General features: G+C 59.8%; 10 protein-coding genes. 6 read left to right on the top strand and 4 right to left on the bottom strand.

Going from position 1 to position 22,853, the window contains the following annotated elements:
• The first annotated feature begins 520 nt into the window (after positions 1–520).
• The 6 genes from AC1M14_RS12970 (at position 521) to AC1M14_RS12945 (ending at position 15,602) form a co-directional block, all read left to right on the top strand.
• Complete coding sequence (locus AC1M14_RS12970; protein ID WP_479731741.1) at positions 521–8,128, top strand: SDR family NAD(P)-dependent oxidoreductase; 7,608 nt, start codon at positions 521–523, stop codon at positions 8,126–8,128.
• 7 nt (positions 8,129–8,135) lie between these two features.
• Positions 8,136–9,476 carry an aminotransferase class I/II-fold pyridoxal phosphate-dependent enzyme gene (locus AC1M14_RS12965; protein ID WP_479731740.1) on the top strand — a complete coding sequence of 447 codons (1,341 nt, stop codon included), beginning with the start codon at positions 8,136–8,138 and terminating at the stop codon, positions 9,474–9,476.
• A 120-nt stretch (positions 9,477–9,596) separates the two neighbouring features.
• Complete coding sequence (locus AC1M14_RS12960) at positions 9,597–11,660, top strand: capsular polysaccharide biosynthesis protein (RefSeq protein ID WP_479731739.1); 2,064 nt, start codon at positions 9,597–9,599, stop codon at positions 11,658–11,660.
• A complete protein-coding gene (locus AC1M14_RS12955; protein ID WP_479731738.1) occupies positions 11,657–12,865 on the top strand; it encodes a capsule biosynthesis protein in 1,209 nt (402 codons plus the stop codon). The genes AC1M14_RS12960 and AC1M14_RS12955 overlap by 4 nt, the downstream gene beginning before the upstream one ends.
• Positions 12,866–12,886: 21 nt before the next feature.
• On the top strand, positions 12,887–14,164 hold the full coding sequence (gene tviB, locus AC1M14_RS12950; RefSeq protein ID WP_479731737.1) for a Vi polysaccharide biosynthesis UDP-N-acetylglucosamine C-6 dehydrogenase TviB: 1,278 nt from the start codon (positions 12,887–12,889) through the stop codon (positions 14,162–14,164).
• A gap of 61 nt (positions 14,165–14,225) precedes the next feature.
• Positions 14,226–15,602 (top strand): glycosyltransferase family 2 protein, encoded by a 1,377-nt coding sequence (locus tag AC1M14_RS12945; protein WP_479731736.1) that lies wholly within the window; start codon positions 14,226–14,228, stop codon positions 15,600–15,602.
• A gap of 13 nt (positions 15,603–15,615) precedes the next feature.
• Here the strand turns inward: AC1M14_RS12945 and AC1M14_RS12940 are convergent, their stop codons facing one another.
• From AC1M14_RS12940 to AC1M14_RS12925, 4 genes are all read right to left on the bottom strand, one after another.
• Complete coding sequence (locus AC1M14_RS12940) at positions 15,616–16,995, bottom strand: glycosyltransferase (protein ID WP_479731735.1); 1,380 nt, start codon at positions 16,993–16,995, stop codon at positions 15,616–15,618.
• A 284-nt stretch (positions 16,996–17,279) separates the two neighbouring features.
• Positions 17,280–21,335 carry an FkbM family methyltransferase gene (locus AC1M14_RS12935; RefSeq protein ID WP_479731734.1) on the bottom strand — a complete coding sequence of 1,352 codons (4,056 nt, stop codon included), beginning with the start codon at positions 21,333–21,335 and terminating at the stop codon, positions 17,280–17,282.
• Positions 21,336–21,386: 51 nt separating this feature from the next.
• Entirely contained in the window at positions 21,387–22,046 is a 660-nt protein-coding gene (locus AC1M14_RS12930) for an ABC transporter ATP-binding protein (protein WP_479731733.1), read from the bottom strand.
• The gene (locus AC1M14_RS12925) at positions 22,043–22,852 is read right to left on the bottom strand and encodes an ABC transporter permease (protein WP_479731732.1); all 810 of its coding nucleotides are present in this window, start codon (positions 22,850–22,852) and stop codon (positions 22,043–22,045) included. Before AC1M14_RS12925 ends, AC1M14_RS12930 begins: the two co-directional genes overlap by 4 nt.
• Between the last annotated feature and the right edge of the window lies 1 nt (position 22,853).

Genomic DNA, 22,853 nt, shown 5'->3' with positions numbered 1-22,853 from the left:
GTTGTTATCCTAGCGGCCGGGAACATCGGGGACAGGGAAATGACAGCTTACGCGCGCGCGGCGCTACGGGTTAACCCCGTCCGCCGCCATTCCTTCCCGGATTTAGCTGAATCTTATACATACAGTAAAATCGGCTCATATTCATCTAAATGTCACGGCGATTCGCCCGCGTCCAAACCATGCTCGCCGGTTATCGAGCAGGTTCGGCAGGCCATATCTCGTCGCCAGATCGACAAAATAAAAAATGAGAATGCAGAGCAATACTCTCGCGCCCCGGCTTCGGCGCAACCGCGGCGCCGGCGTCGCCATAACGCTATTCGCAGCGCCTGGACGGGAGCTTCCGGCCATCCCAGGCCGTCTATCCCGCGCCTGATTTTCCGGCGCGGGCTTCCCGCACTCCCGATCGTCGCAGCCGCCGGCCGTCCCGGCGCCGCAGCCTCGGCCGGCCCCGACCGCCATTGCGGTTCGACCGCCCTCATTTACCATCCCCCGCCGCGTGGCGGGGCCAGAAGGACTCTGCATGCGTAAGCGCGTTGCCGTCGTTGGACTTTCGTTTCGGTTTCCCAGCACCACCCATGACAGCTACTGGCCGGCCCTGCTGGAAGGCCGCGACCTGGTCACCCACGTCGAACAGGACCGCTGGTCCGCCGACGCCTACCTGCATCCCGCCAAAGACCATCCCGGCACCGCCTACACCTTTGCCGCCGGCTCCATCGGCGACGTCTCCGGGTTCGACGCAGGGTTCTTCGGCATCTCGCCGCGCGAAGCCGCGCTGATGGACCCGCAGCAGCGCCTGCTGCTCGAAATGAGCTGGGAAGCCCTGGAAGACGCCGGCATCGCGCCCTCCACCCTGCGCGGTTCGGACTGCGGCGTGTATATCGGCATCGCCAGCTCCGACTACGCCTACCGGCTGGCCGAAGACCTGAACGCCGTCGACGCCTCGATGGCGACCGGCAACACCGCCAGCATCGCCGCCAACCGCCTCTCCTACTTCTTCGACCTGCGCGGCCCCAGCATCGCCATGGACACGGCCTGCTCGTCCTCGCTGGTCGCCTTCCACCAGGCATGCCGCGCCATCCTGTCGGGCGAATGCACCCAGGCGCTGGCCGGCGGCGTCAGCCTGCACCTGCACCCCTACGGCTTCATCACCTTCTCCAAGGCGTCCATGCTGTCGCCGCGCGGGCGCTGCAACGTCTTCGACGCCTCCGGCGACGGCTACGTCCGTTCCGAAGGCGGCGGCATCTTCGTGCTGAAGGACTACGACCAGGCGGTCGCCGACGGCGACGCCATCCTGGCCGTGGTGGCCGGCAGCGCCGTCAACACCGACGGCCGCAAGTCCGGCCTCACCGTGCCCAGCGTGCAGGCCCAGGCCGCGCTGATGCGCCAGGTCTACGAACAGGCCGGCATCTCGCCCGCCGAGATCGACTATCTGGAAGCGCACGGCACCGGCACCGCGGTCGGCGATCCGATCGAAACCCGCGCCATCGGCCTGGCCCTGGCCCAGCAGCGCGGCAAGGACGCGCCGCTGCCCATCGGCTCGGTCAAGAGCAACCTGGGCCACCTGGAAGCCGCTTCCGGCGTGGCCGGCCTGGTCAAGGCCCTGTACGTGCTGCGCCACCGCGAGGTGCCCGCCACCATCGGCATCAAGACCCTCAATCCCAAGATCGAGTTCCAGGACTGGAACCTCGACGTCGTCACGCAGAACCGCAAGCTGCGCCCCGCCGGCAAGCTGGTGGTGGGCGTGAACTCCTTCGGCTTCGGCGGCGCCAACGCGCACGTCATCCTGGAAAGCGCCCCGCCGCGCAGCCCGGCCGCCGAAGGCAAGATGGCCAAGACCGCCCCGATCCCCGTTGTGGTCTCGGGCAAGACCCTGCCCGCGCTGCGGGCCGCGGCCGGCCGGATGGCGCAGACGCTGCGCGACCAGCCCGCCAAGTTCCTGTACAACGCCGCCTACCACGCCGCCATGCGCCGCGACTGGCACGGCGAGCGCGCCGTGGTGTTCGGCACCCAGTGCAACGCGGTGGCCGACCTGCTGCAGCAATACGCCGACAGCGGCGACGCCAAGCCCGGCCTGGTCGCCGGCAGCGCGCTGCCCGCCGCGCGCGGCCCGGTGCTGGTCTATTCCGGCAACGGCTCGCAATGGGCCAACATGGGCCGCCGGCTGCTGGCCGATCCGGTGTTCGCCGCCGCCATCGACGAAGTGGATGCGCTGTTCGCCCAGTACGCCGACTTCTCGCTGCACAAGGAACTGGCCGGCGAGAACGGCGACGACCGCTACGAACGCACCGAAATCGCCCAGCCCGCGCTCTTTGCGCTGCAGGTCGGCATCACCCGCATGCTGGCCCAGCACGGCGTGGTGCCGTCGGCCGTGATCGGCCACAGCGTGGGCGAAGTCGCCGCCGCCTGGGCCTGCGGCGCGCTGTCGCTGCCCGACGCGGTGCGCGTCATCTTCCAGCGCAGCCGCCTGCAGGGTCAGACCAAGGGCCAAGGCCGCATGACGGCCGTGGGCGTCAGCGGCGAAGAAGCGCTGGCCCTGATCGCCGAACATGGCCTGGGCGCAAGCGTGTGCGTGGCCGGCTTCAACAGCGGCCGCGGCGCCACCCTGGCCGGCGCGCCCGAAGCGCTGGCGGTGCTGGAAGCGGCGCTGGCCGAACAATCCCTGTTCCATCGCCGCCTGGACCTGGACTACGCCTTCCACAGCCCGGCCATGGACGCCATCGAGGCCGGCATCCGCGAATCGCTGGCCGGCATCGCACCGCGCGCGGCCGACGTGCCCTTTTATTCCACCGTCACCGGCGCGCCGCTGGACGGCGCCGGGCTGGACGCCGGCTACTGGTGGCGCAACGTGCGCGAAGCCGTGCGCTTCGAACAGGCCGCGCAGCAGCTGGTGGCCGAAGGCAATAACGTCTACGTCGAAGTCGGCCCGCACCCGGTGCTGCGCTCGTACCTGAACGACGCCCTCAAGGCCGGCGACCTGCAAGGCCGCGTGCTCAGCACCGCCACGCGCGGCGGCGACGATCCCGAGAAAATCTGGAACGCCGCCGGCCAGGCCATCGTCAGCGGCGGCCAGCTCGACCTGCAGTCGCTGTTCCCGTGGGCCGGCGCGCCGGTCGAACTGCCGACCTATCCCTGGCAGCGCGAACGCCACTGGCACCCGGTCACCCCCGAATCCCAGGGCCTGCTCACGCGCCGGCTGGCGCACCCGCTGCTGGGCTATCCCATGCAGCAGCACGAGCACACCTGGGAGAACCGGCTCGACACGCAATCCCATCCCACGCTGGCCGACCACGTCGTCGGCGACGCGGTCGTGTTTCCCGGCACCGGCTTCGCCGAAATCGCGCTGGCCGCCGCGCTGCGCTGGCAAGGCGGCGCCACCGACTGCGCCGAACTGGAAGAGCTGGAAATCCACGCGCCGCTGCTGCTCAGTGCCGCTCCCGGCAAGCTGCTGCGCCTGCTGCTCGATGACGGCGACGGCCGTTTCCGCATCACGTCCAAGGAAACCGGCAGCACCGAACCCTGGACCCGGCACGCCAGCGGCCGCCTGTTGCGCGAGCCGCGCCTGACCCGGCTGACCCGGCCCGCCCTGGTCCTGCCGGAACGCGCGCCCGACTTCACCGGCGACAGCCACAACGCGCTGACCCGCGCCGTGGGCCTGGACTACGGCCCGGCCTTCCGCGCCGTCAAGCACGGCTGGCTGGAGTCCGACGCCAGCGTGCTGGCCGTGCTCGAGCCCCAGCCCTGCCTGGCCGCCGAACTCGAAACCGCCCACCTGCACCCGGCGCTGCTGGACTGCGCGTTCCAGCTCATCATCCAGCTGCTGCGCGACGACCCGGCCATGGGCCTGGGCATCGCCTACGTGCCCGCCAAGATCGGACGCCTGAGCCTGCGCGCCAACGCCGGCCAGCCGGCCGCCGCGCGCGTGCGCCTGGAGCGCCGCGCCCCGCATTCGCTGACCGCCAGCTTCGAGCTGTACAACGCCGCCGGCGAGCAGATCGCCGCCGTCGAACAGGCGCGCTTTCGCAGCATCCGCCTGCGCAAGGCCGCGGCCGACCACCTCAGCTTCCTGGACAGCGTCGCCACGCCGCGTCCGCGCGCGCCGTTCGGCCCCAACCCGGTCGAACTCCAGACCCTGCGCGCCGCGCTGGCCGAAGCCGTCGCCGCCTGCACCGAAGGCGGCGCGCACGCGCGCTATGCCGACGAAGTCGATCCGCTGCTGGAAAGCCTGTGCGACAGCTTCGCGCTGGACGCCTTGCGCGCCATCGCGCCCGACGGCCGCCTGCTGCCGCAGGCCCTGATCACCGAACTGGGCCGCCACGCCCCGCAGGCCGCGCCCCTGCTGCGACATATCGCCGCCCGCCTGACGGCCGCCGGCTACGTCGAAGCGCAGGCGGCCGGCATCGCGCTGCCCGCCGACGACAACGGCGAAGGCGGCGCCACCGACATCTGGAACACGCTGCTGCGCGAATACCCCGACCACGCGCAGATCGTCCACGCCGTGGGCCGCATCGGCCTGCACCTGCCCGCGCTGCTGCGCGGAGAGGCCGACGTCGACCAGATCTGCCCGCGCGCCACCACGCCGGCCGTCATCAACCGCAGCCTGCTCGGCGCGGCCAGCGGCCAGCGCCTGGGCACGGCCCTGCGCGCGGTGCTGCAACAGGCCCAGGCGGCCCGCCTGCCCGGCCAGCGCCTGAGCGTCATGGAAGTCGGCCAGGCCGCGCCGCTCTTCAACTTCAACTGCTGCGACGCGCTGGACTTCAACGTCGCCGACTACTGCTACGCCTCGCCCGACGCCGACATGCTGGACCACGTCGGCCACCAGCAGGCGGAACGCCATCCCAACGCCCGCACCGAACGCATCGGCGAAGACGGCGACGCCCCGGCCGCGCGCTGCGACCTCGTCATCTTCCACTGCGAATTCGACACCCTGGACGCGGCCCTGGCCGCGCTCAAGCACGCCCGCGCCAGCCTGCGCGCGGGCGGCGTGCTGCTGTTCTGCGGCGCCCATCCGGCAGCCTGGGCCGACTTCGTCTTCGGCGCGCGCCAGCAATGGTGGCAGGCCGGCGAGAACGGCGAACAGCTCTCCACCCAGCAGCCTGCCGCCTTCTGGCAGGAAACCCTGCAATCCCTGGGCCTGCAATGCGACAGCCCGCTGGAATTCAGCCAATCGCCGGCCACCGGCGCCTATCTGCTGACCGCCAGCCTCGAGGCCGCGCAGTCGGCCGACACCGCGGCGCAGCCCGCCACGCCGGCGCGCTGGCTGATCCTGGCCGACCGCAACCCGGAACACGGCGCCGGCCTGGCGCCCGCGCTGCAGGCCAGCCTGGCCGCGGCCGGCCACCAGGTGCGCCTGGAGACCGGCGTCGCGCCCGAGGCGCTGGACGCCCTGCTGGCCGGCGACGCCGACGGTCCGGTCGAACACATCGTGCACCTCGACGGCCTGGCCTGGGCCGACGCCCACGAAACGCCCGACGAGCTGCTGGCCAAGCAGACCCGCCGCTGCGCGCTTGCCGCCGCCGTCATCCAGGCCTGCGAACGCACCCAGACGCCGGCCACCGTGTGGCTGGTCACCGCCGACGCCGCGCAATACCTGCGCCATGCGCCGGCCCCCGCCGCCATGCACGCGCTCAACGACGCCGCCCTGTGGGGCTATGGCCGCACCCTGGCCAACGAGGCGTCGAACTTCCGCATCCGCATGGTGGACCTGCCGCTGGCCCATGCCGGCGGCCTGGCCGACGCCCTGGCGCGCGAATTGTCCGCCATGGACGACGAAGACGAAATCCTGCTGGGCCCCGACGGCGAACGCTATGCGCCGCGCCTGCGCCTCGCCGCGCGTCCGGCGCCGGCCAGCCAGGCCACCGGGGCGCACGCCGTGCGCCTGGGCTTCGAATTCCCCGGCCAGCTGCGCAACCTGCGCTGGGAAGCCTGCCCCGCCCCGGCGCCCGCCGGCGACCAGCTCGAAGTGCGCATCGAAGCCACCGGCCTGAACTTCCGCGACGTCATGTACGCCCTGGGCCTGCTGTCCGACGAAGCCATCGAGAACGGTTTCGCCGGCCCCACCCTGGGCCTGGAGTTCGCCGGCACGGTCACCCGCGTCGGCCCGGACGCGGCCGGCTACCAGGTCGGCGACGCGGTCGTGGGCTTCGGCCCGGCCAGCTTCGGCGACCGCGTGCTGACCCGCCCCAGCGCCATCTCGCACATCCCCGAAGGCTTCTCGTTCGAAGCCGCGGCCACCATTCCCAGCACCTTCTTCACCGTCTACTACGCGCTGCACCACCTGGCGCGCCTCGAAGAAGGCGAGAAGATCCTGATCCACGGCGCGGCCGGCGGCGTCGGCATCGCCGCCATCCAGTTCGCCCAATGGCTGGGCGCCGAGATCTACGCCACCGCCGGCTCCGACGAAAAACGCGACCTGCTGCGCCTGCTGGGCGTGCGCCACATCTACGACTCGCGCTCGCTGTCCTACGCCGACGAGATCCTCGCCGACACCGACGGACGCGGCGTGGACGTGGTGCTCAACTCCCTGGCCGGCGAAGCCGTCAACCGCAACCTGCGGGTGCTCAAGCCCTTCGGCCGCTTCCTCGAACTGGGCAAGCGCGACTTCTACGAGAACACGCGCATCGGCCTGCGCCCGTTCCGCAACAACATCAGCTATTTCGGCATCGACGCCGACCAGCTGATGAACGAGCGCCCCGACCTCACCCAGCGCCTGTTCGCGGAGATGATGGCGCTCTTCCGCCAGGGCGCGCTGCATCCGCTGCCCTACACCGTCTTCGACGCCAACGACATCGTCGACGCCTTCCGCTACATGCAGCAGGCGCGCCAGATCGGCAAGATCGTGGTCACCTACCGCAACGGCATCAGCGGCGTGCACCATCCGGCGGCCCAGGCCGATCACAGCCTGGCGCTGCCGGCCGACGCCAGCTACCTGGTCACCGGCGGCCTGGGCGGCTTCGGCCTGCGCACCGCGCAATGGCTGGCCGAGCGCGGCGCGCGCAACCTGATCCTGATCAGCCGCAGCGGACCCGCCAACGACGCCGCGAAAGCCGCCATCGCCGCCTTCGAAGCACAGGGCGTGCGCGTCCACGCCGCCGCCTGCGACGTCACCGACCGCGACGCCCTGGCCGGCCTGCTGCTGGACACCGCCGCCACGCTGCCGCCGCTCAAGGGCGTGGTCCACGCCGCCGTGGTCATCGACGACGGCCTGGCCCGCAGCGCCAACGCCGAACAGATCCAGCGCACCCTGGCCGCCAAGGTCCTGGGCGCGCAGCACCTGCACGAACTGACCCGCGCGCTGCCGCTGGACCTCTTCATCTGCTATTCCTCGGCCACCACCCTCTTCGGCAACCCGGGGCAAAGCAACTACGTCGCCGCCAACGCCTGGCTCGAACGCCTCGCCGCCCAGCGCCGCGCCGAAGGCCTGCCGGCCACCTGCGTGCGCTGGGGCGCCATCGACGACGTGGGCTTCCTGGCCCGCAACGAAAAAATCAAGGACGCCCTGCAAAGCCGCATGGGCGGCGGCGCCCTGGCCTCCCAGACCGCGCTGGACGCGCTCGAAGCCATGCTGGCCGCCGACGCCTCCGGCCTCGGCGTGCTGGAACTGGACTGGCGCGCGCTGGCCCGCTTCCTGCCCACCTCCGGCCTGCCCAAGTTCTCCGACATCGCCCGCCAGGCCGGCGACGCCGGCGAAGAAGACAGCGGCGCCGACGACATCGCCCACCTCATCGCCACCCTGGACGACGAGGCCCTGCATGAGCGCTTCACCGACATGCTCAAGGCCGAGATCGGCGAAATCCTGCGCGTCGCGCCCGACAAGATCGAAGCCACCCGCTCGGTCTACGACATGGGCCTGGACTCGCTCATGGGCGTGGAACTGGTGGTCGCGCTGGAGAACCGCTTCGGCATCCGCCTGCCCGTCATGGCGCTCAACGAAAGCCCCACGCCGGCCAAGCTTGCCGAACGCCTGGTGCTGCTGCTGCGCGACGAACACGACGCCGGCGACGCCCTCACCGCCAGCGTGCAGCAGGTCGTCGCGCACCACGCCGCCGAAGTCGGCGCCAGCTCGGTCTCCGAATTCGTCGACGAGATCAAGCAGAACGGCAGCCTTCCCAAGCAACGCATGATCCAGTAGGCAAGACTTGAGCACCGTAAAAAAGCTGCCCGGCCTTGCCGCCGGCATCAAAGACAAACTCATCCAGCAAGCGCTGGAGCGCAAGCTGCGCCAGGCCGCCGCGCCCGCCGGCCAGGCGCTGGCGCGCCCCGCGGAAAAGAAAGCCGAGATCCCCGAGGAACACTACCGCTTCCATCTCCACCCCGGCTACCAGCAGCTGCGCATCATCAACGACGGCGCCAGCCGCCTCGGCGTCAAGAACCCCTTCTTCAAACTGCATGAAGGCACCGCCGGCGCCGCCACCCGGATCAGCGGCAACGGCTACATCAACTACGCCAGCTACAACTACCTGAACATGTCCGGCGATCCGGACGTGATCGCCGCGGCCAAGGCCGCCATCGACCGCTACGGCACCTCGGTGTCCGCCAGCCGCCTGGTCTCGGGCGAACGCCCCGTGCACCGCGAACTCGAAACCGAGATCGCCGCCCTCTACGGCGTGGACGACGCCATCACCTTCGTCAGCGGCCACGCCACCAACGTCTCCACCATCGGCTACCTCTTCGGCCCGCGCGACCTGGTGCTGCACGACGAACTGATCCACAACAGCGTCCTGCAGGGCATCCAGCTCTCCGGCGCGCGCCGCCTGCCCTTCCCCCACAACGACTGGGAAGCGCTCGACGCCATCCTCAACGACCAGCGCCGCCAGTTCGAACGCGTCCTCATCGTGCTGGAAGGCATCTACAGCATGGACGGCGACTACCCCGACCTGCCGCGCTTCATCGAGGTCAAGCAGCGCCACCGCGCCTTCCTCATGGTCGACGAAGCCCACTCCCTGGGCGTCATGGGCACACGCGGCTACGGCATCAGCGAACACTTCGGCGTCGACGGCAAGGACGTCGACATCTGGATGGGCACCCTGAGCAAGACGCTGGCCGGCTGCGGCGGCTACATCGCCGGCGAAACCGCGCTGGTCGAACACCTGAAATTCCTGGCCCCCGGCTTCCTGTACAGCGTCGGCATGCCGCCCAGCGTCGCCGCCGCGTCGCTGGCGGCGCTGCGCAAGATGAAGCAATCGCCCGACCGCGTGGCCGCCCTGCAGGCCCGCGGCCGGTTCTTCCTGCAACAGGCCCGCGCCGCCGGCATAGACACCGGCACCAGCACCGGCCTGGCCGTCGTGCCCGCCATCACCGGCAGCTCGCTGAAAGCCACGCGCGCGTCGGCCGAACTCTTCAAGCAAGGGATCAACGTGCAGCCGATTCTGTATCCGGCCGTGCCCGAGAAGTCGGCAAGGCTGCGGTTTTTTATTTCTTGTATGCATACGGAAGAGCAGATCGTGGCGACGATCAAGGCGTTGAGCTGTATTGGTTGATTGCTTTTTCTGATTGGGTTTGATCGCCAACCACCGAGTCGGACGCATCCGATCATTCCCGAAGTCACACCAAACGGTCCTGCGGCAACCTGGTCCCGATCGAATATCTGAGGAAAGTAAGTGCTCGGCACGTTCTCCAAAAAGCTCGCACAGATCCCTTGCTTACAGGCCCTATTGGGGCAGTCAGTAACGCATCTGCGGCGTGTGCGAGATGTCAGCAATCACGATATCAAGGCGATCATAGGCTGGGGATACCGCCCTAGTACCAGCAAGCCTAGAGAAACGGCCGCAAAGCTGAATATTCCGTTTATCGCGCTGGAAGATGGGCTGCTTCGCTCCTTCGGTACCGGAGCAACCCACCCTACGCTGTCCATGGTGGTAGATCATTCCGGAATCTACTATTCGTCCCTAAGCGCCTCCGACCTGGAAAAACTGCTGTCCTCGCCTGACGATGTGCTGGCCGGCGCCGGCGAAGCGCATGAAACTGCCCGCCGCTTGATCGTCGAGCACAACCTGAGCAAATACAATGCCGCTCCCGAATTGACTGCCCTGCCGGGCGATCCGACACGCCCACGTGTTCTGATCGTCGACCAGACGAGAGGGGATGCCAGTATCGAATATGGCATGGCGGACGCCAGTACGTTCCACACCATGCTGGCTTGCGCCCGCGCGGAACACCCGACGGCGACAATCTACATAAAGACGCATCCGGAGGTTAGCCGCGGCGACAAGGCTGGCCATTTTTCGGACATTTCCGCTGACGATCGCACCATACTACTGCGCGACCCGGTCAATCCCATGAGCCTGGTCAAGCGGATGGATCACGTATACGTCGTCACTTCGCAACTGGGCTTTGAAGCGTTGCTTGCAGACAAGCCAGTAAGCTGCTTTGGAATGCCTTGGTATGCGGGCTGGGGAGTAACAGATGACCGCCAGCAATGTCCTCGTCGCAAGCGCGCGCGCAATGTCGACGAGCTGTTTGCTGCGGCCTACCTGCACTACACGCGCTACCTCAATCCGGAAACGCATCAACCAGGCACGATCTTCGACGTAATAGCCTGGCTGCTTCGCCAGAAGGCGATGCAGGTCGATCAGCCAGGACGGACAATCGCCGTTGGATTTCGTCGATGGAAGTCCACAAATGTCGCGCCGTTTTTGGGCTTGGATGACCGCAAGATCCTCTTTGTCAAAGATGCTTCGGCCGCGGAAGAATTGAAACCCACCGCCCAGGACAGAATTGTCGTCTGGGGCGCAAAACCGGTTCCGGAACTGCAGAATCTTATCGAAGTATCTGGATCACGGCTGATCCGCATGGAAGATGGTTTCATACGGTCGGTTGGGCTGGGCTCTGACTTCATTCCTGCGCATTCGCTCGTGCTGGACAAGAGCGGCCTGTACTTCGATGCCCGCCAACCGAGCGACCTCGAAAAGCTGCTGAGCACACAATCATTCACTGTCGACGATCGGCTGCGCGCTCGCGCAGCCCGCCGACTGATCATCGACAATCAACTCACGAAGTACAACATTGAACCTGTTCAAGAACCGGAGTGGCGACAGCCAGGGCGCCATGTCGTACTCGTGCCGGGTCAAGTAGAAGATGACGCCTCGATCCTCTACGGCGCGGGAAACGTGCGGGACAATTTATCTCTCTTGAAAGCCGCCCGGGAAGCATGTCCGCGCGCGTTCATTGTCTATAAGCCACACCCGGACGTAGCGGTGCGCAACCGGAAAGGACGTATTTCCCAAGCCGAAGCGCTGCGTTATGCCGACACGGTTGAGACGAAAAGCTCCATCGTCAGTTGTGTCGCTGCGTGCGACGAACTGCACACCATGACGTCACTGAGCGGGTTTGAGGGTCTGCTTAGACGAAAGAAGGTTGTTGTCTACGGGCGGCCCTTCTACGCAGGCTGGGGACTGACAGAGGACCGCGATTTCGAGCCTGGACGGCCACGCAAACTTTCCCTGGAAGAGCTCATTGCCGGGACGCTTTTGCATTACCCCATCTATTGGGATTGGACGCTGAAAGGCTACACCACATGCGAAGCCGCATTACGGCAGATCATCAAGAAACGCGATGACCTGGTGAAGAAAGACAACCTGGCTGCGGTACGCAAAACTTATGTACAACGCCAATGGCACAAAATCGCGCTCTGGGCCAGAGCCGGCTTCGCGGTTTCCAAATGAGCACTAAGCGCCAATTCCTATTTCTACAGGGTGTGTGCTCTCCGTTCTTCCGCTGTCTGGCCGTCGCCTTGCAGCGCCGAGGGCACCGGGTACACAAGATCAACTACACAGTTGGCGACCGCGTTTACTGGCGCATGCCAAATGCGACCTCATATCGCGGGTCGCGCGGAGATCTGCGCGAGTTCTATCTGAAGCAATACAAAGAACTCGGCGTCACTGACATCGTGCTTTTTGGTGATTGCCGCCCCGTTCACAGGCCGGCGATCGATCTGGCCAGACAGTCAAATATCAATGTACATGTCTTCGAAGAGGGATACTTTCGTCCTTACTGGGTGACGCTGGAAAGGAATGGGGTTAATGGACATTCAACTCTCCCCAGAGACCCTGACTACTATCGCATGCGCGGCAAGGAAGTTCCGCGTTACGACAATGGTTCTGCGTTCATTTCTCCCTTTTGGAAACGCGCGGCTTACGATGTTGGCTACAACTTCTGGGCAGGACTGAATCCGATACTTCATCGCGGCGTCCAACGCCATGTGCCCTATTCTCCCGCGATCGAGTACGCAAGCTATGTCCGCAAGAGTTTGGGCGCCAAGCTCTGGAAGCACCACGCCCACCGCACGCAGCGCCGACTAACGGTTAGCGCCGGAGAACGCCCGTATTACCTTTTCCCCCTGCAGCTGACTACGGACTCCCAGATCACTCATCACTCCGACTTTTCGAATATGAGTGAAGCGATTTCACACGTGATTCAGTCCTTCTCTCAGCATGCCCCTGAACATGCTCGACTGCTGATCAAGGCGCACCCCCTCGATCCAGGTCTGCACAACTATTCACGGCAGATCCGGAAGCTCGGCAAGACCCACGGAGTCAAGGAACGGCTCACGTATATAGATGGAGGTCACCTGCCCACCTTGATAAACGCCGCCGAGGGCGTGGTGACCATCAACAGTACGGTTGGCGCCTCTGCAATCCTCCACGGCCGCCCGACGAAAGCCCTAGGCCGCGCGATCTACAACATGCCCGGGCTGACCTATCAGGGTGACCTTAACGAATTTTGGTGCGCCAAAGAGCAGCCGGACATTTCTCTCTTCAAAAGTTTCCGAAACGTCGTCATCCACGACACTCAGATCAACGGCGGCTTCTATTGCCGGACAGGAATCGAACTGGCCGTTGAAAACGCGCTCCCCCGCATACTCGCGTAATACGGAAGGCACCAGGCACAAATGAACAGGCTAGAAAACATCAATATCGCAATTATCGGGCTCGGCTACGTCGGACTTCCCTTGGCCGTAGAGTTCGGCAAGAAGCGTAACGTGACAGGCTTTGACATAGACGCCGACCGTGTCGCCGAGCTTCGCGCCGGCCATGATCGCACTCTTGAAGTAAGCGATGGCGAACTCAAAGAAGCGCTGCGTCTGACGTTTACGGACAACCGAGAAGCCCTCCGGCAGTGCAACGTTTATATCGTCACCGTGCCGACGCCAATCAATGAGTACAAGCAGCCCGACCTGACGCCGCTGGTCAAGGCCAGCGAGACCATCGGCGCGGTGCTCAAGCGCGGCGACATCGTCATCTACGAATCCACCGTCTATCCGGGCGCCACCGAAGAAGACTGCGTGCCGGTGCTGGAGCGCGTCTCGGGCCTGAAGTTCAACGTCGATTTCTACGCCGGCTACAGCCCCGAGCGCATCAACCCGGGCGACAAGGAACACCGCGTCAACACGATCAAGAAGGTCACCTCCGGCTCCACGCCCGAAGTGGCCGAGCTGGTCGACCAGCTGTACCGCGAGATCATCACCGCCGGCACGCACAAGGCTTCCAGCATCCGCGTGGCCGAGGCCGCCAAGGTCATCGAGAACACGCAGCGCGACGTGAACATCGCGCTGATCAACGAGCTGGCCCTGATCTTCAACAAGATGGGCATCGACACCGAGGCCGTGCTGCAGGCCGCCGGCACCAAGTGGAACTTCCTGCCGTTCCGTCCGGGCCTGGTGGGCGGCCACTGCATCGGCGTGGACCCGTACTACCTGACCCACAAGGCGCAGTCCATCGGCTATCACCCCGAGATCATCCTGGCGGGCCGCCGCCTGAACGACGCGATGGGGATTTATGCCGCAAGTCAGCTAGTCAAGGAGATGATACGACGCCGGATCCATGTGGATGGCGCGCGCGTGCTGATAATGGGCTTGTCCTTTAAAGAGAACTGCCCTGACTTGCGCAACACGCGCGTTATTGACATATACAAGGAACTCCAAAGCTACAACGTCGAGGTCGATGTCTACGACCCGTGGGTGAACTCGGACTCGGCATTTCACGAATATGGATTCAGGACGCTCGCGATTCCGCAGACCGGTGCGTACGACGGAATAATCATAGCCGTGGCTCACAACCAATTTCGAGAAATGGGAGCTGAGCAGATAAGACAGCTAGGCAAGACCGACCACGTGCTGTTCGATCTAAAGAATTTGTTCAGGAAAGAAGAAAGCGATATCCGGCTATAGCTTCCACGATAACCGATTGCGGGCGATCTCTGACACGACTATCGGAGTTTGGCATTGAACCATGCTCTATAAAAAGCTAGAACTTCTGCTGTTGCACCGCCTCATCCCTGGCCGCTGGCGCTCGCCCTATCAGCGTATCGCCTACGAACTCATGGGGCCGGCGCGTCAATCGTCGATACATCGCCTGCTGGACTGTGGTTTCAATGAGCGAGCGTCTCTGATACTGGAAGATTCGAACCTGGCCACGCCAGCGCTACTGGCGAGGAGCGCTTACGCCCGTGGCGACATTCAGTCCGCGCGCCAGCACCTTAATGTCGCACTCCGCCAGGCCACCACTACCCGGCTAGACGAAAAATATTCTATCAAGCTTCTTGCACGCCTCTTTCCTAGTGACGCGGGCGACTGGGCTCAACACCGAGGTGAAACGCGTTTGGCTGCGCAGATCTATGCAGCCATGCAGCCCAAGAAGGCGAGCAGCTTGCTCGCGCAGTACGAGCGAAATGGAGATGAGCACCTGCTAGTCGCCAACTCGTGTGACCGTCCATCCGAAAAGCTTGCCCACCTGAATCAATATTTCAACGAAATGGGCCTTAAGCCAATCCGGCTGGCGGACGAAAGCGGCCCATTTGATATCAACAATCTGCTACCAGAGGAAAAAGAACTACTCAGTGGAACGTCCAATCAGGATCTCCCCGAAATCTCGGTGGTAATGACAGTACACAACGGAGCCAACTACATCCGTAGCGCCGCTCTCTCGGTGCTTAACCAGCGCGACGTAGCAGCAGACCTGATTATTGTTGACGATGCCAGCACCGATGCAACTGCGTATGAAATATCGAGGTTGATCGCCGAAAATCCCCGCTGCGTTCGCACTCTTCGCCTTCCAAAAAATGTCGGCACCTACCGCGCAAAAAATATTGCGCTTCCCCTATGCGACAAGAAGTACGTAGCATTTCAGGATTCAGATGATTGGTCGCATCCCCAACGTCTCGCAACCGCAGTTTCCTGGCTTGAAAAATCGCCTCAGCACGTTGCGGCGACATGCCGATATGTGCGCCTCGGAACGGATGCCAATTTTTATTCACCCGCGAACTGGCCATTGCGCCAGTGGTCTCCAAATACCCTGATTTTCAAGAGAGAGACAGTTCTCAGCAAAATCGGTGGGTTTGACCCCGTAAAAACGGGAGGCGACACAGACTACTTTGAGCGTTTGCGCGCCGTCTTTGGCGACAAGCAGCTTGTCTATCATCAACAGCCACTCTTGATCGCCATGGGCCTGCCCTCGTCGTTAATGCACAATACGCTTACCGGAATCGATACGAGAGGATACTCAGCCCAGAGATTGGCTTACCGTGAAATGTGCGCCGAAAGAATATTAGCTTCCATAAAAAATAAAGGCAGCTTAACGCTGCCCATTAATACAGAAAACGATAGCTAGCATTTTCACAACGTTAGAATCGCTCCGACTTAAGGCTGCCTCCATAGCGGTCACGCTCTGCCTCTTCAATCAATCCGCCCCAGATCTCCGATATCCTTTCTCTACTGAAATCCTTCGATTTCATGTAGCAGTTTCGACGCAATCTGGTAGAGGTGTCACTTTTATCCAAAATTCTAATTATCCCCGCGGCCAGATCGTCAACAGCCCCAAACGGAACCTTGTACCCCGTTACCCCGTCTTCAACAAGCTCATGCGGGCCATAATTCACATCAAATGAAACCACAGGGCAAGAAAAAGCGTAGGACTCGAGGATGGGCATGCCGAACGACTCTCGCTCACTTGTCAAAATGGACACGGCAGCGCCTCTAAGTGCCTTCTGAGCGTTGATGCTATAACCCATCAAAAACACGCTACTTTCTAAAGACAAGGTTTTGATGAGTTCTTCAAGCTTTTGATGCTCTCCGCCTTGCCCATAGATTTCAAACCGCGCCGAAGGAACACTTTCAACAACCCGCGCGAACGCCCTGATCGCCATATCGACATGCTTTAGAGGCGTCAGAGAGGTTATATATACGCAGGTATCACTGCTGCGCTCCGTATAGCCCACGTCGTCGATACCACTTTCATGGGGAACTACTACCAGCCGGCTGTCCTGCCCTTGACTGGCAATCCAATGCTCGCGCTGATTATTAGTAAGGAAGACAAGAGCAGTAAAATCTTTCCAATGCTCATCGACGTTACCCCACGAAGGAATAGCAGCAGAATCCTTTTTCCTTATATTTACTTGTGTAGCCCCATGCGCGACCCTGTAATTGTAGAATCTCTTTCCTTTCTTTATGGCGCAGAATTTATCCCGAGTGTCGCCTTTCTCTATGTAAGAAGCGTCCTGAAAAACATGCACATGTTCAGCCTCTACAGAAACCTCTTCAATAAAATGCGCCCAAAATTCGCGAGAACCATGGAACCGTCTAATCAACGAGTTTCCGTCCACCAGTTCCACTTCCGGCGTATAGTCCCATAAGAAATTTTCTCCCAACGTAACCGCTCGCAGATAAACAGCATCGCTGTTCGGCCGGTAAAACTCAAATACGTTTCTTCCGTCCGGGAAGCTATACTTTTCACACCAATTCGCGCACCTTCTTTTTTCAGCGTAATTGCCTTGGCGAAGCAATCTCGCGATACTCGATTCACCCCGGATTTCCCCGGGAAAAACCTCTCTTGAAGCAAAATAATTGAATATATTGAAAAATTCGCAGCCTTCCAGATATCCCACGCCGCGCAAGTGATTTACGATGTACGAGTAATCTTCGCAATAATCAAAGGTAAGCACACACGATTCGGCAATTTTATACTCATTCAACGCGCTCGCTCGCCGCAAGGCGGAAATTGCCACACCACGAACCAGTGTCCGCAGCGAACTAAGCAGGAAAACTGCCTTTCTATTCATAATATTGATTAAGCCTATATTTTAATTATAACGGCAATTAAGCCTTTCCCCGGATAGCGCCGTACGGCACATCGAACCAGACAGCTACCATCATTGCGGCACAACTCTGCGGCCAGATTCACATTCATCCCCGTGGGCCTGCCCCTACGATATCGCACCGCGCGCAAGAATCAGAACAAACGCCCCGACCCTCGCGTCTCGGATTAATCAGGGCAAATCTTAGTCGCCTACTACGCCCTTCCCAATGTGAGCTGCATATGCAGTGATGCAGCGACCTGGCCAATATGTGCGCTTCTTGCCCGCGCGATCGCTGCACTACTATACATATTCCAAAGCGTGGAATCTTGATATATCGCCGCGCATGCCGCTGCAAACTCCTCGGGCGTATGCACCTGAATACCCGCAGTTGAGAGGCTTTCAGAATGAGATTGGGGCATTGGACGATATACCGAAGGCACGCCCAATCCTCCCGCCTCGACTGGAATCATTTCGTACGTTGCATGCGGAGTCAAGCAGCAGACAATTCGCTTCGCTGCGAGCCATTCCTCCCACGACCTGCCATGCGTATACGGCAGCACCGTCAGGCCGAGCTCCCTATCGATCTTGCCGCCATACTGCCGCACCGCATACAGCTTAACACCAGGAAGAGCGTGGCGAAGCGCCGATATCCAATCTTCAATCGCACCATTTACCAGCTTGTGGTTCAATAACTTTTGAAGATCGCCAAGAAATATCCCCTCAGTACTTCGGAAGCGAGCTCGAATGTCCGGACTAAAGTCGATAGACTTCGGAATACAAATCAGATTACTCCGGACATCGGCGAACGCCGCCTCATTCAATGCCGCGTACGTGAAAAGGCATGCTTTCACTCTATTTCCGTAGGACTTTGCCCATGCCTTGAGCTTCATGCGTATCCAATGCGTACGCGACTCCATCAAGTTGTAGGAGAGATTGACGTAAACCTGTTTTCCCGCCTTTGCGGATTGTTCAATAAGCGCTTCAACCGGCTCAAAATCTGGGCGTTCAGGATCTCCCGGATAAATCCAAACGATATCTGCTGGCTTGGCTTGATCAGATATGGTTTTAAATGGCTGAGATATCTCTACATCGATTACCCGGTGGCCTAGTGCGCGCAACGCCTGCGTGATAAGTCCTCCCGACTTGAGGATCCCTCCCTTCTTCCATCGATCGGCGTCAACACGGCCGACGTATGCGATTGTATGCGAAGCGCGAGAATACACTGGCTCAGGCTTATCTGCGCGCCAGTCCAACCATTCTTTGACGCATCTATTTTGGATTTCTCTGGTGTCGGCGCGAGAACCGGTTTTCTGCATCGACTCCCTATGGATCGGCTTGTCATCGGGAATATCGAGCGGAAGCGCTTCCGCCGCGTCATGCTTGATTACGACAAATGGCACTCGTTGCTTTTGACCAAGCAGAGCAAAGTACACATCTGCCATATTCGCAGTTAGAAAATCCCCATAGCGAACTTTCAGCGTGTCCGTGTGAAAAGACGAGCATCCTGTTCCCAAAATATGCACCGCAATATCTTCTGGCCGCCCCGACCTAAACGAGAAAACACGGCGCGAATCAGGACTATAGTAGTCGACGAACGGAGTTTTAAGTACCGAACCATGCCAACCTACTACGGCCTTTCGCCCATACTTTTCAATTGCATCAATGCAGTGTTGTACATAATAAGGTGGATATTCGATATCGTCGTCACAAGTAAAGAAGTATCCCGAGAAATTATCTACGTCATAGAACTTTCCCCGATCGCCCACGTCACCCTGCTGGTAAACGACACGAATCTTATCGCGTTGCAGAAATTTCGGGATCTCCGAATAGTCATTAAGATAAACGAGAATTTCGTCAGCCTGATCGTACAGACAATCAATTACACGAGATAGAGCCGTTCGCCTGATTTCTATCGACGCAATTCCTATTCTCACACGATCCCGATGAGAGTCTGCATCCGACGCGGCGGTTTGTGGCACCGTAGGAGGCAGGGTATTCGGCAGCGCCCTCGAAGAGAGAGGCGGATCCGACTTAATTCTCAATGAAGCTCTCTGAAGAGCGTTGGCATGTAGCTTCTTGAAGTCCTGTACTTCCCGAACTACTCTAGTTTCCAGCCGCTTCTCGAAAGACGCCCACGTTTCATATGGCTTGACAAGACCAAAAGTCAACGGCGAGATCAATTTCCTGACCTTTCCTACTGCCGCCCGCACTCCCGACGTATACAGCACGTTCAACCGCCGTGCAACGTAACGCGCGCGAACGCGCTCCGTCTGCACGGCAATAAGCAAACGGTTGACCTCCTCTTGCAGACGCCGCTCTTCCAGAAATGCGCGCTCGAGTTCTTGTTCCTTCGCCGCCAAGATCTGATTATTTTCAATACGAATGGCGTCCGAAGCTCTTGAGAACGCCTCCATTCTGTCGGACACGCCGTTCAGAAGTTGAGTTTCGAGCTGCTCAATCTTCTCGGAAAGCGTTGGAAGATCCTGCTTTGCCTCTCGTTCTATACGGGCTGCCAAAATGCTTCCAAGTCGCGATATCTCTCGCTGAACATGTTCCATCTTGCTTTCGACGGAATTGCTCAAGAGATGAACTGCCCCCATACTGCGCTTGATAAGCTCCTGATTCCTGGACGAATCGTCTCTCAATACACCCACAACCTGGTCGGACAACACTCCACCCAAAGCCGAAATTTTCTCATCTAAATCACGGAGTTTCTTCCCGAGATTCTCGACGGTTATTTTGAAAGACTGCGAGTGTTTTTCCAGAGATGCCTGCTGACGTGCGTCGCTTTCGGAGGCCTGGTTAACGATATTCGTGGACAGGGATTCGACGAGCCGAGTTACGACATCTGCAAGCGATGTCAATTCGACAACAAATTTGTCCGCAATCGCATGCAACGACAGCTCGCTGCGCTCCAATATTTCATATTGCCGAGCGGAGCTTTTCTCTTGCTTGATAAGTTCGGTGCCTAGTGTGCGAACGACCTCTTGTATGCTGTCAGCGAGCTTGCTGCCTTCTTCACTTATGGACTTCGCCAAAAGTTGAAAAACCTGCTCCTGCCGATCAATCCCTCGCGCCTGCACAACGGAGGTCGATTCCAACTTTTTCGAAAGGTCTGCGACGATTTCATTGAAGCTAGATTTATGAGCGACAGCTTCGTCACGCAACTCTTTGGCGAGTCTATTATTGGATTCCTCAGCCCGTCGCAGTTCCACATCGAACGACTTCGTCCGTGCTTCGTTATATGTCGCCAGTTCGCTCGATAAAATTCGAAACCGATGCTCAATAACCTCCGACAGCAGCTGATTCCGATGCCCTTGTTCTACGACGATCCCGGCCACAGCCGCCTTCAGTTCTCCGGATAGGATATCCAGATGTCTGAATACGGGCGCTGAGGATCCTGAAACGGCTTGAATCAGGTCTTTATGCCGGGCTTCAAAGGTGGAAGCCAGCTTGTCCAACTCCACCTTCGTAAGAACACCGCGCAGGTTCGACTCAATTCTGGCCAAATAGCTTTGCAGTATCCTTCTATTATGATCGACGTCATTCCTAATATAGAATAGTGATCGTTCCTGAAACTCGTCGAGTTTGGATTGGTGAACAAAAAAGTACGTCGGCGTAATTCCCCGCATGGATACGGGCACATACTGCAATTCGCCCAGAAAGTCGCTAATTTTTCCAAAGGCCACGCTGGTCTGGCCTTCGACTACAAGAACCGGGGCATCGCGTTTGAGAGTCTTCACTGCGCCTCGGAGAACATCCAGTTCCAAGCCCTCAACATCAATCTTTATCAGCGCAATAGATTGATTCTTTTCATAGAGCATCGAATCCAGGGTGGCCAGTGCTACATTGCCGTCTTGATCAGCGGTAAAGCTAGAAGCTCCGAGATTGCCTGCAACAATCTTCATACAACCACGCCCTTGTTCCGCGCCAAGGGCGACACGATGACATGACACTGAATCTTCTACTCGGTTCAGATGTACGTTCTGCACAAGCTGAGCAAATGCATTCTCGACTGGCTCAAATGCCACAACTCGCCTATTCAGGACAACCGAGAAGAATAGCGAGTGGTTTCCAATGTTCGCACCAACATCAACAAATAAGCCCTCGCCTACTCCAAGAGCCGCGATTTCATCTAAAACGTCGGATTCATAAAAAACTTTAGAATCAATAATTTTCTTTGCTATATAGTCAGCAGGATCTGTAAATTGAAAAGAGACAGACCTACCAGAGTGGGCGACACCATATATATTTCCGGAATTGTTCATTTCTTTTTAATTGGCAGGTAGTACGACAAATTTTTTAAAGAGGCAAATGCACTAAAGATTCTGGTAGGCCGCGATTCCCTTCTCCACATCTTCATATTGCTCGACTATCCCGCCCGCCTTAAGCAACACAACATAGTCACACATTTTCCGAACCTGCCCCATGCCATGGGTAACCAGTATGAGATTCGAAGTTCCGGTCCTTTCGGTAAACAGCTGTTGTGCTTTTTCCCGAAAATGAGCATCACCAACTGAAATGGCCTCATCAACGAGATAGTAGTCAAAGTTGAAGGCCAAGCTGAGCCCGAAAGCGACACGCCCCCTCATGCCTGATGAATACGTGTTCACAGGCAAGTCAAAGTACTCACCGATCTCGGCAAATTCCTCGACAAACTGAACTACTTTGCGAAGCCCATCACCATATGTGCCCTGCACTCTAGCAACAAATTTCACGTTTTGTCGGCCGGTTAACGATCCTTGGAATCCACCAGCCAAGCCGACTGGCCAGGAGATCGAGCTGTCGGTAACTATTCTTCCACTATCAGGGACATCTTGGCCGCCAAGCAGACGCATGAGAGTGGACTTGCCTGCCCCGTTTCTCCCAATTAGGGCAATATTTTTCTTTGAAGGCAACGAAAGGCAGAGATTCCGGAAAACGAACTTTCTGCCCTTGTTCGTCAAATATGATTTTGTGACGTTATCGACATTTATCATACGGCCACCAAATTCAACCGACGCAGCCGGTACAAAGCAAGACCAATAAATAGTGTCCCTAGAGAAACCGAGCATGCATACCACATACTTATGCCCAGAGTCTTTGGATAATTAGAGAACACATTGGCTCGCAATGAATCGATCAAATGCAGGTACGGATTCCACATCATGAACTTGTGAAAGCGCTCTGGAATCAGCCAAAGGGGGACCACGATGCCAGACAGAAAATATAGCGGCATGTACGAAAGCCGAATAAATGTTTTTGCTTCAGGCAACGCTTCGCCAACAATGCAAAATATCAGCCCCAACCCAAATGAGAACAAAACGCCAACGCCGATAACCAATGCCCACTCAATGGGACGATGTATGGACACGTCAGTTCCTACCCACATGCCCAAGCCGAATAGAACTAGTGCATATATACATGCCATTAATGCACACTCTACTACGACTCGGGCGATGATCGTATCGACAGGCTTTATCTGGCGATAAGCAAACAGTCCCTTATTTGCATTTACCGCCTCCATTCCCTTCAACGATATATTCTTGAACAATATGAATGGAATTATTCCTGCCACTAGAAACAACAAGAGGTCTAGCCCATTACTCGCCCGGCCACGCACCAGCGCATAAATTAGCATCAAAGCCACCATATGAGCCAAAGGCTCGAATAGTAGCCAGAACGCACCAAATCGATGCGAACCAAACCGTCCCCGCATTTCGCGTAGAACCAGTGCAAAAATCACTGCCCGCACGATTCTTATCGGGCTACGACGCTTTAGATTTGCTGCTGCCTGACCTTGCATT

This window comes from Achromobacter sp. SX5, assembly GCF_056711425.1.
Note: the sequence above shows the minus strand (reverse complement) of the source record. Positions and strands in the feature narration are given on the sequence as shown.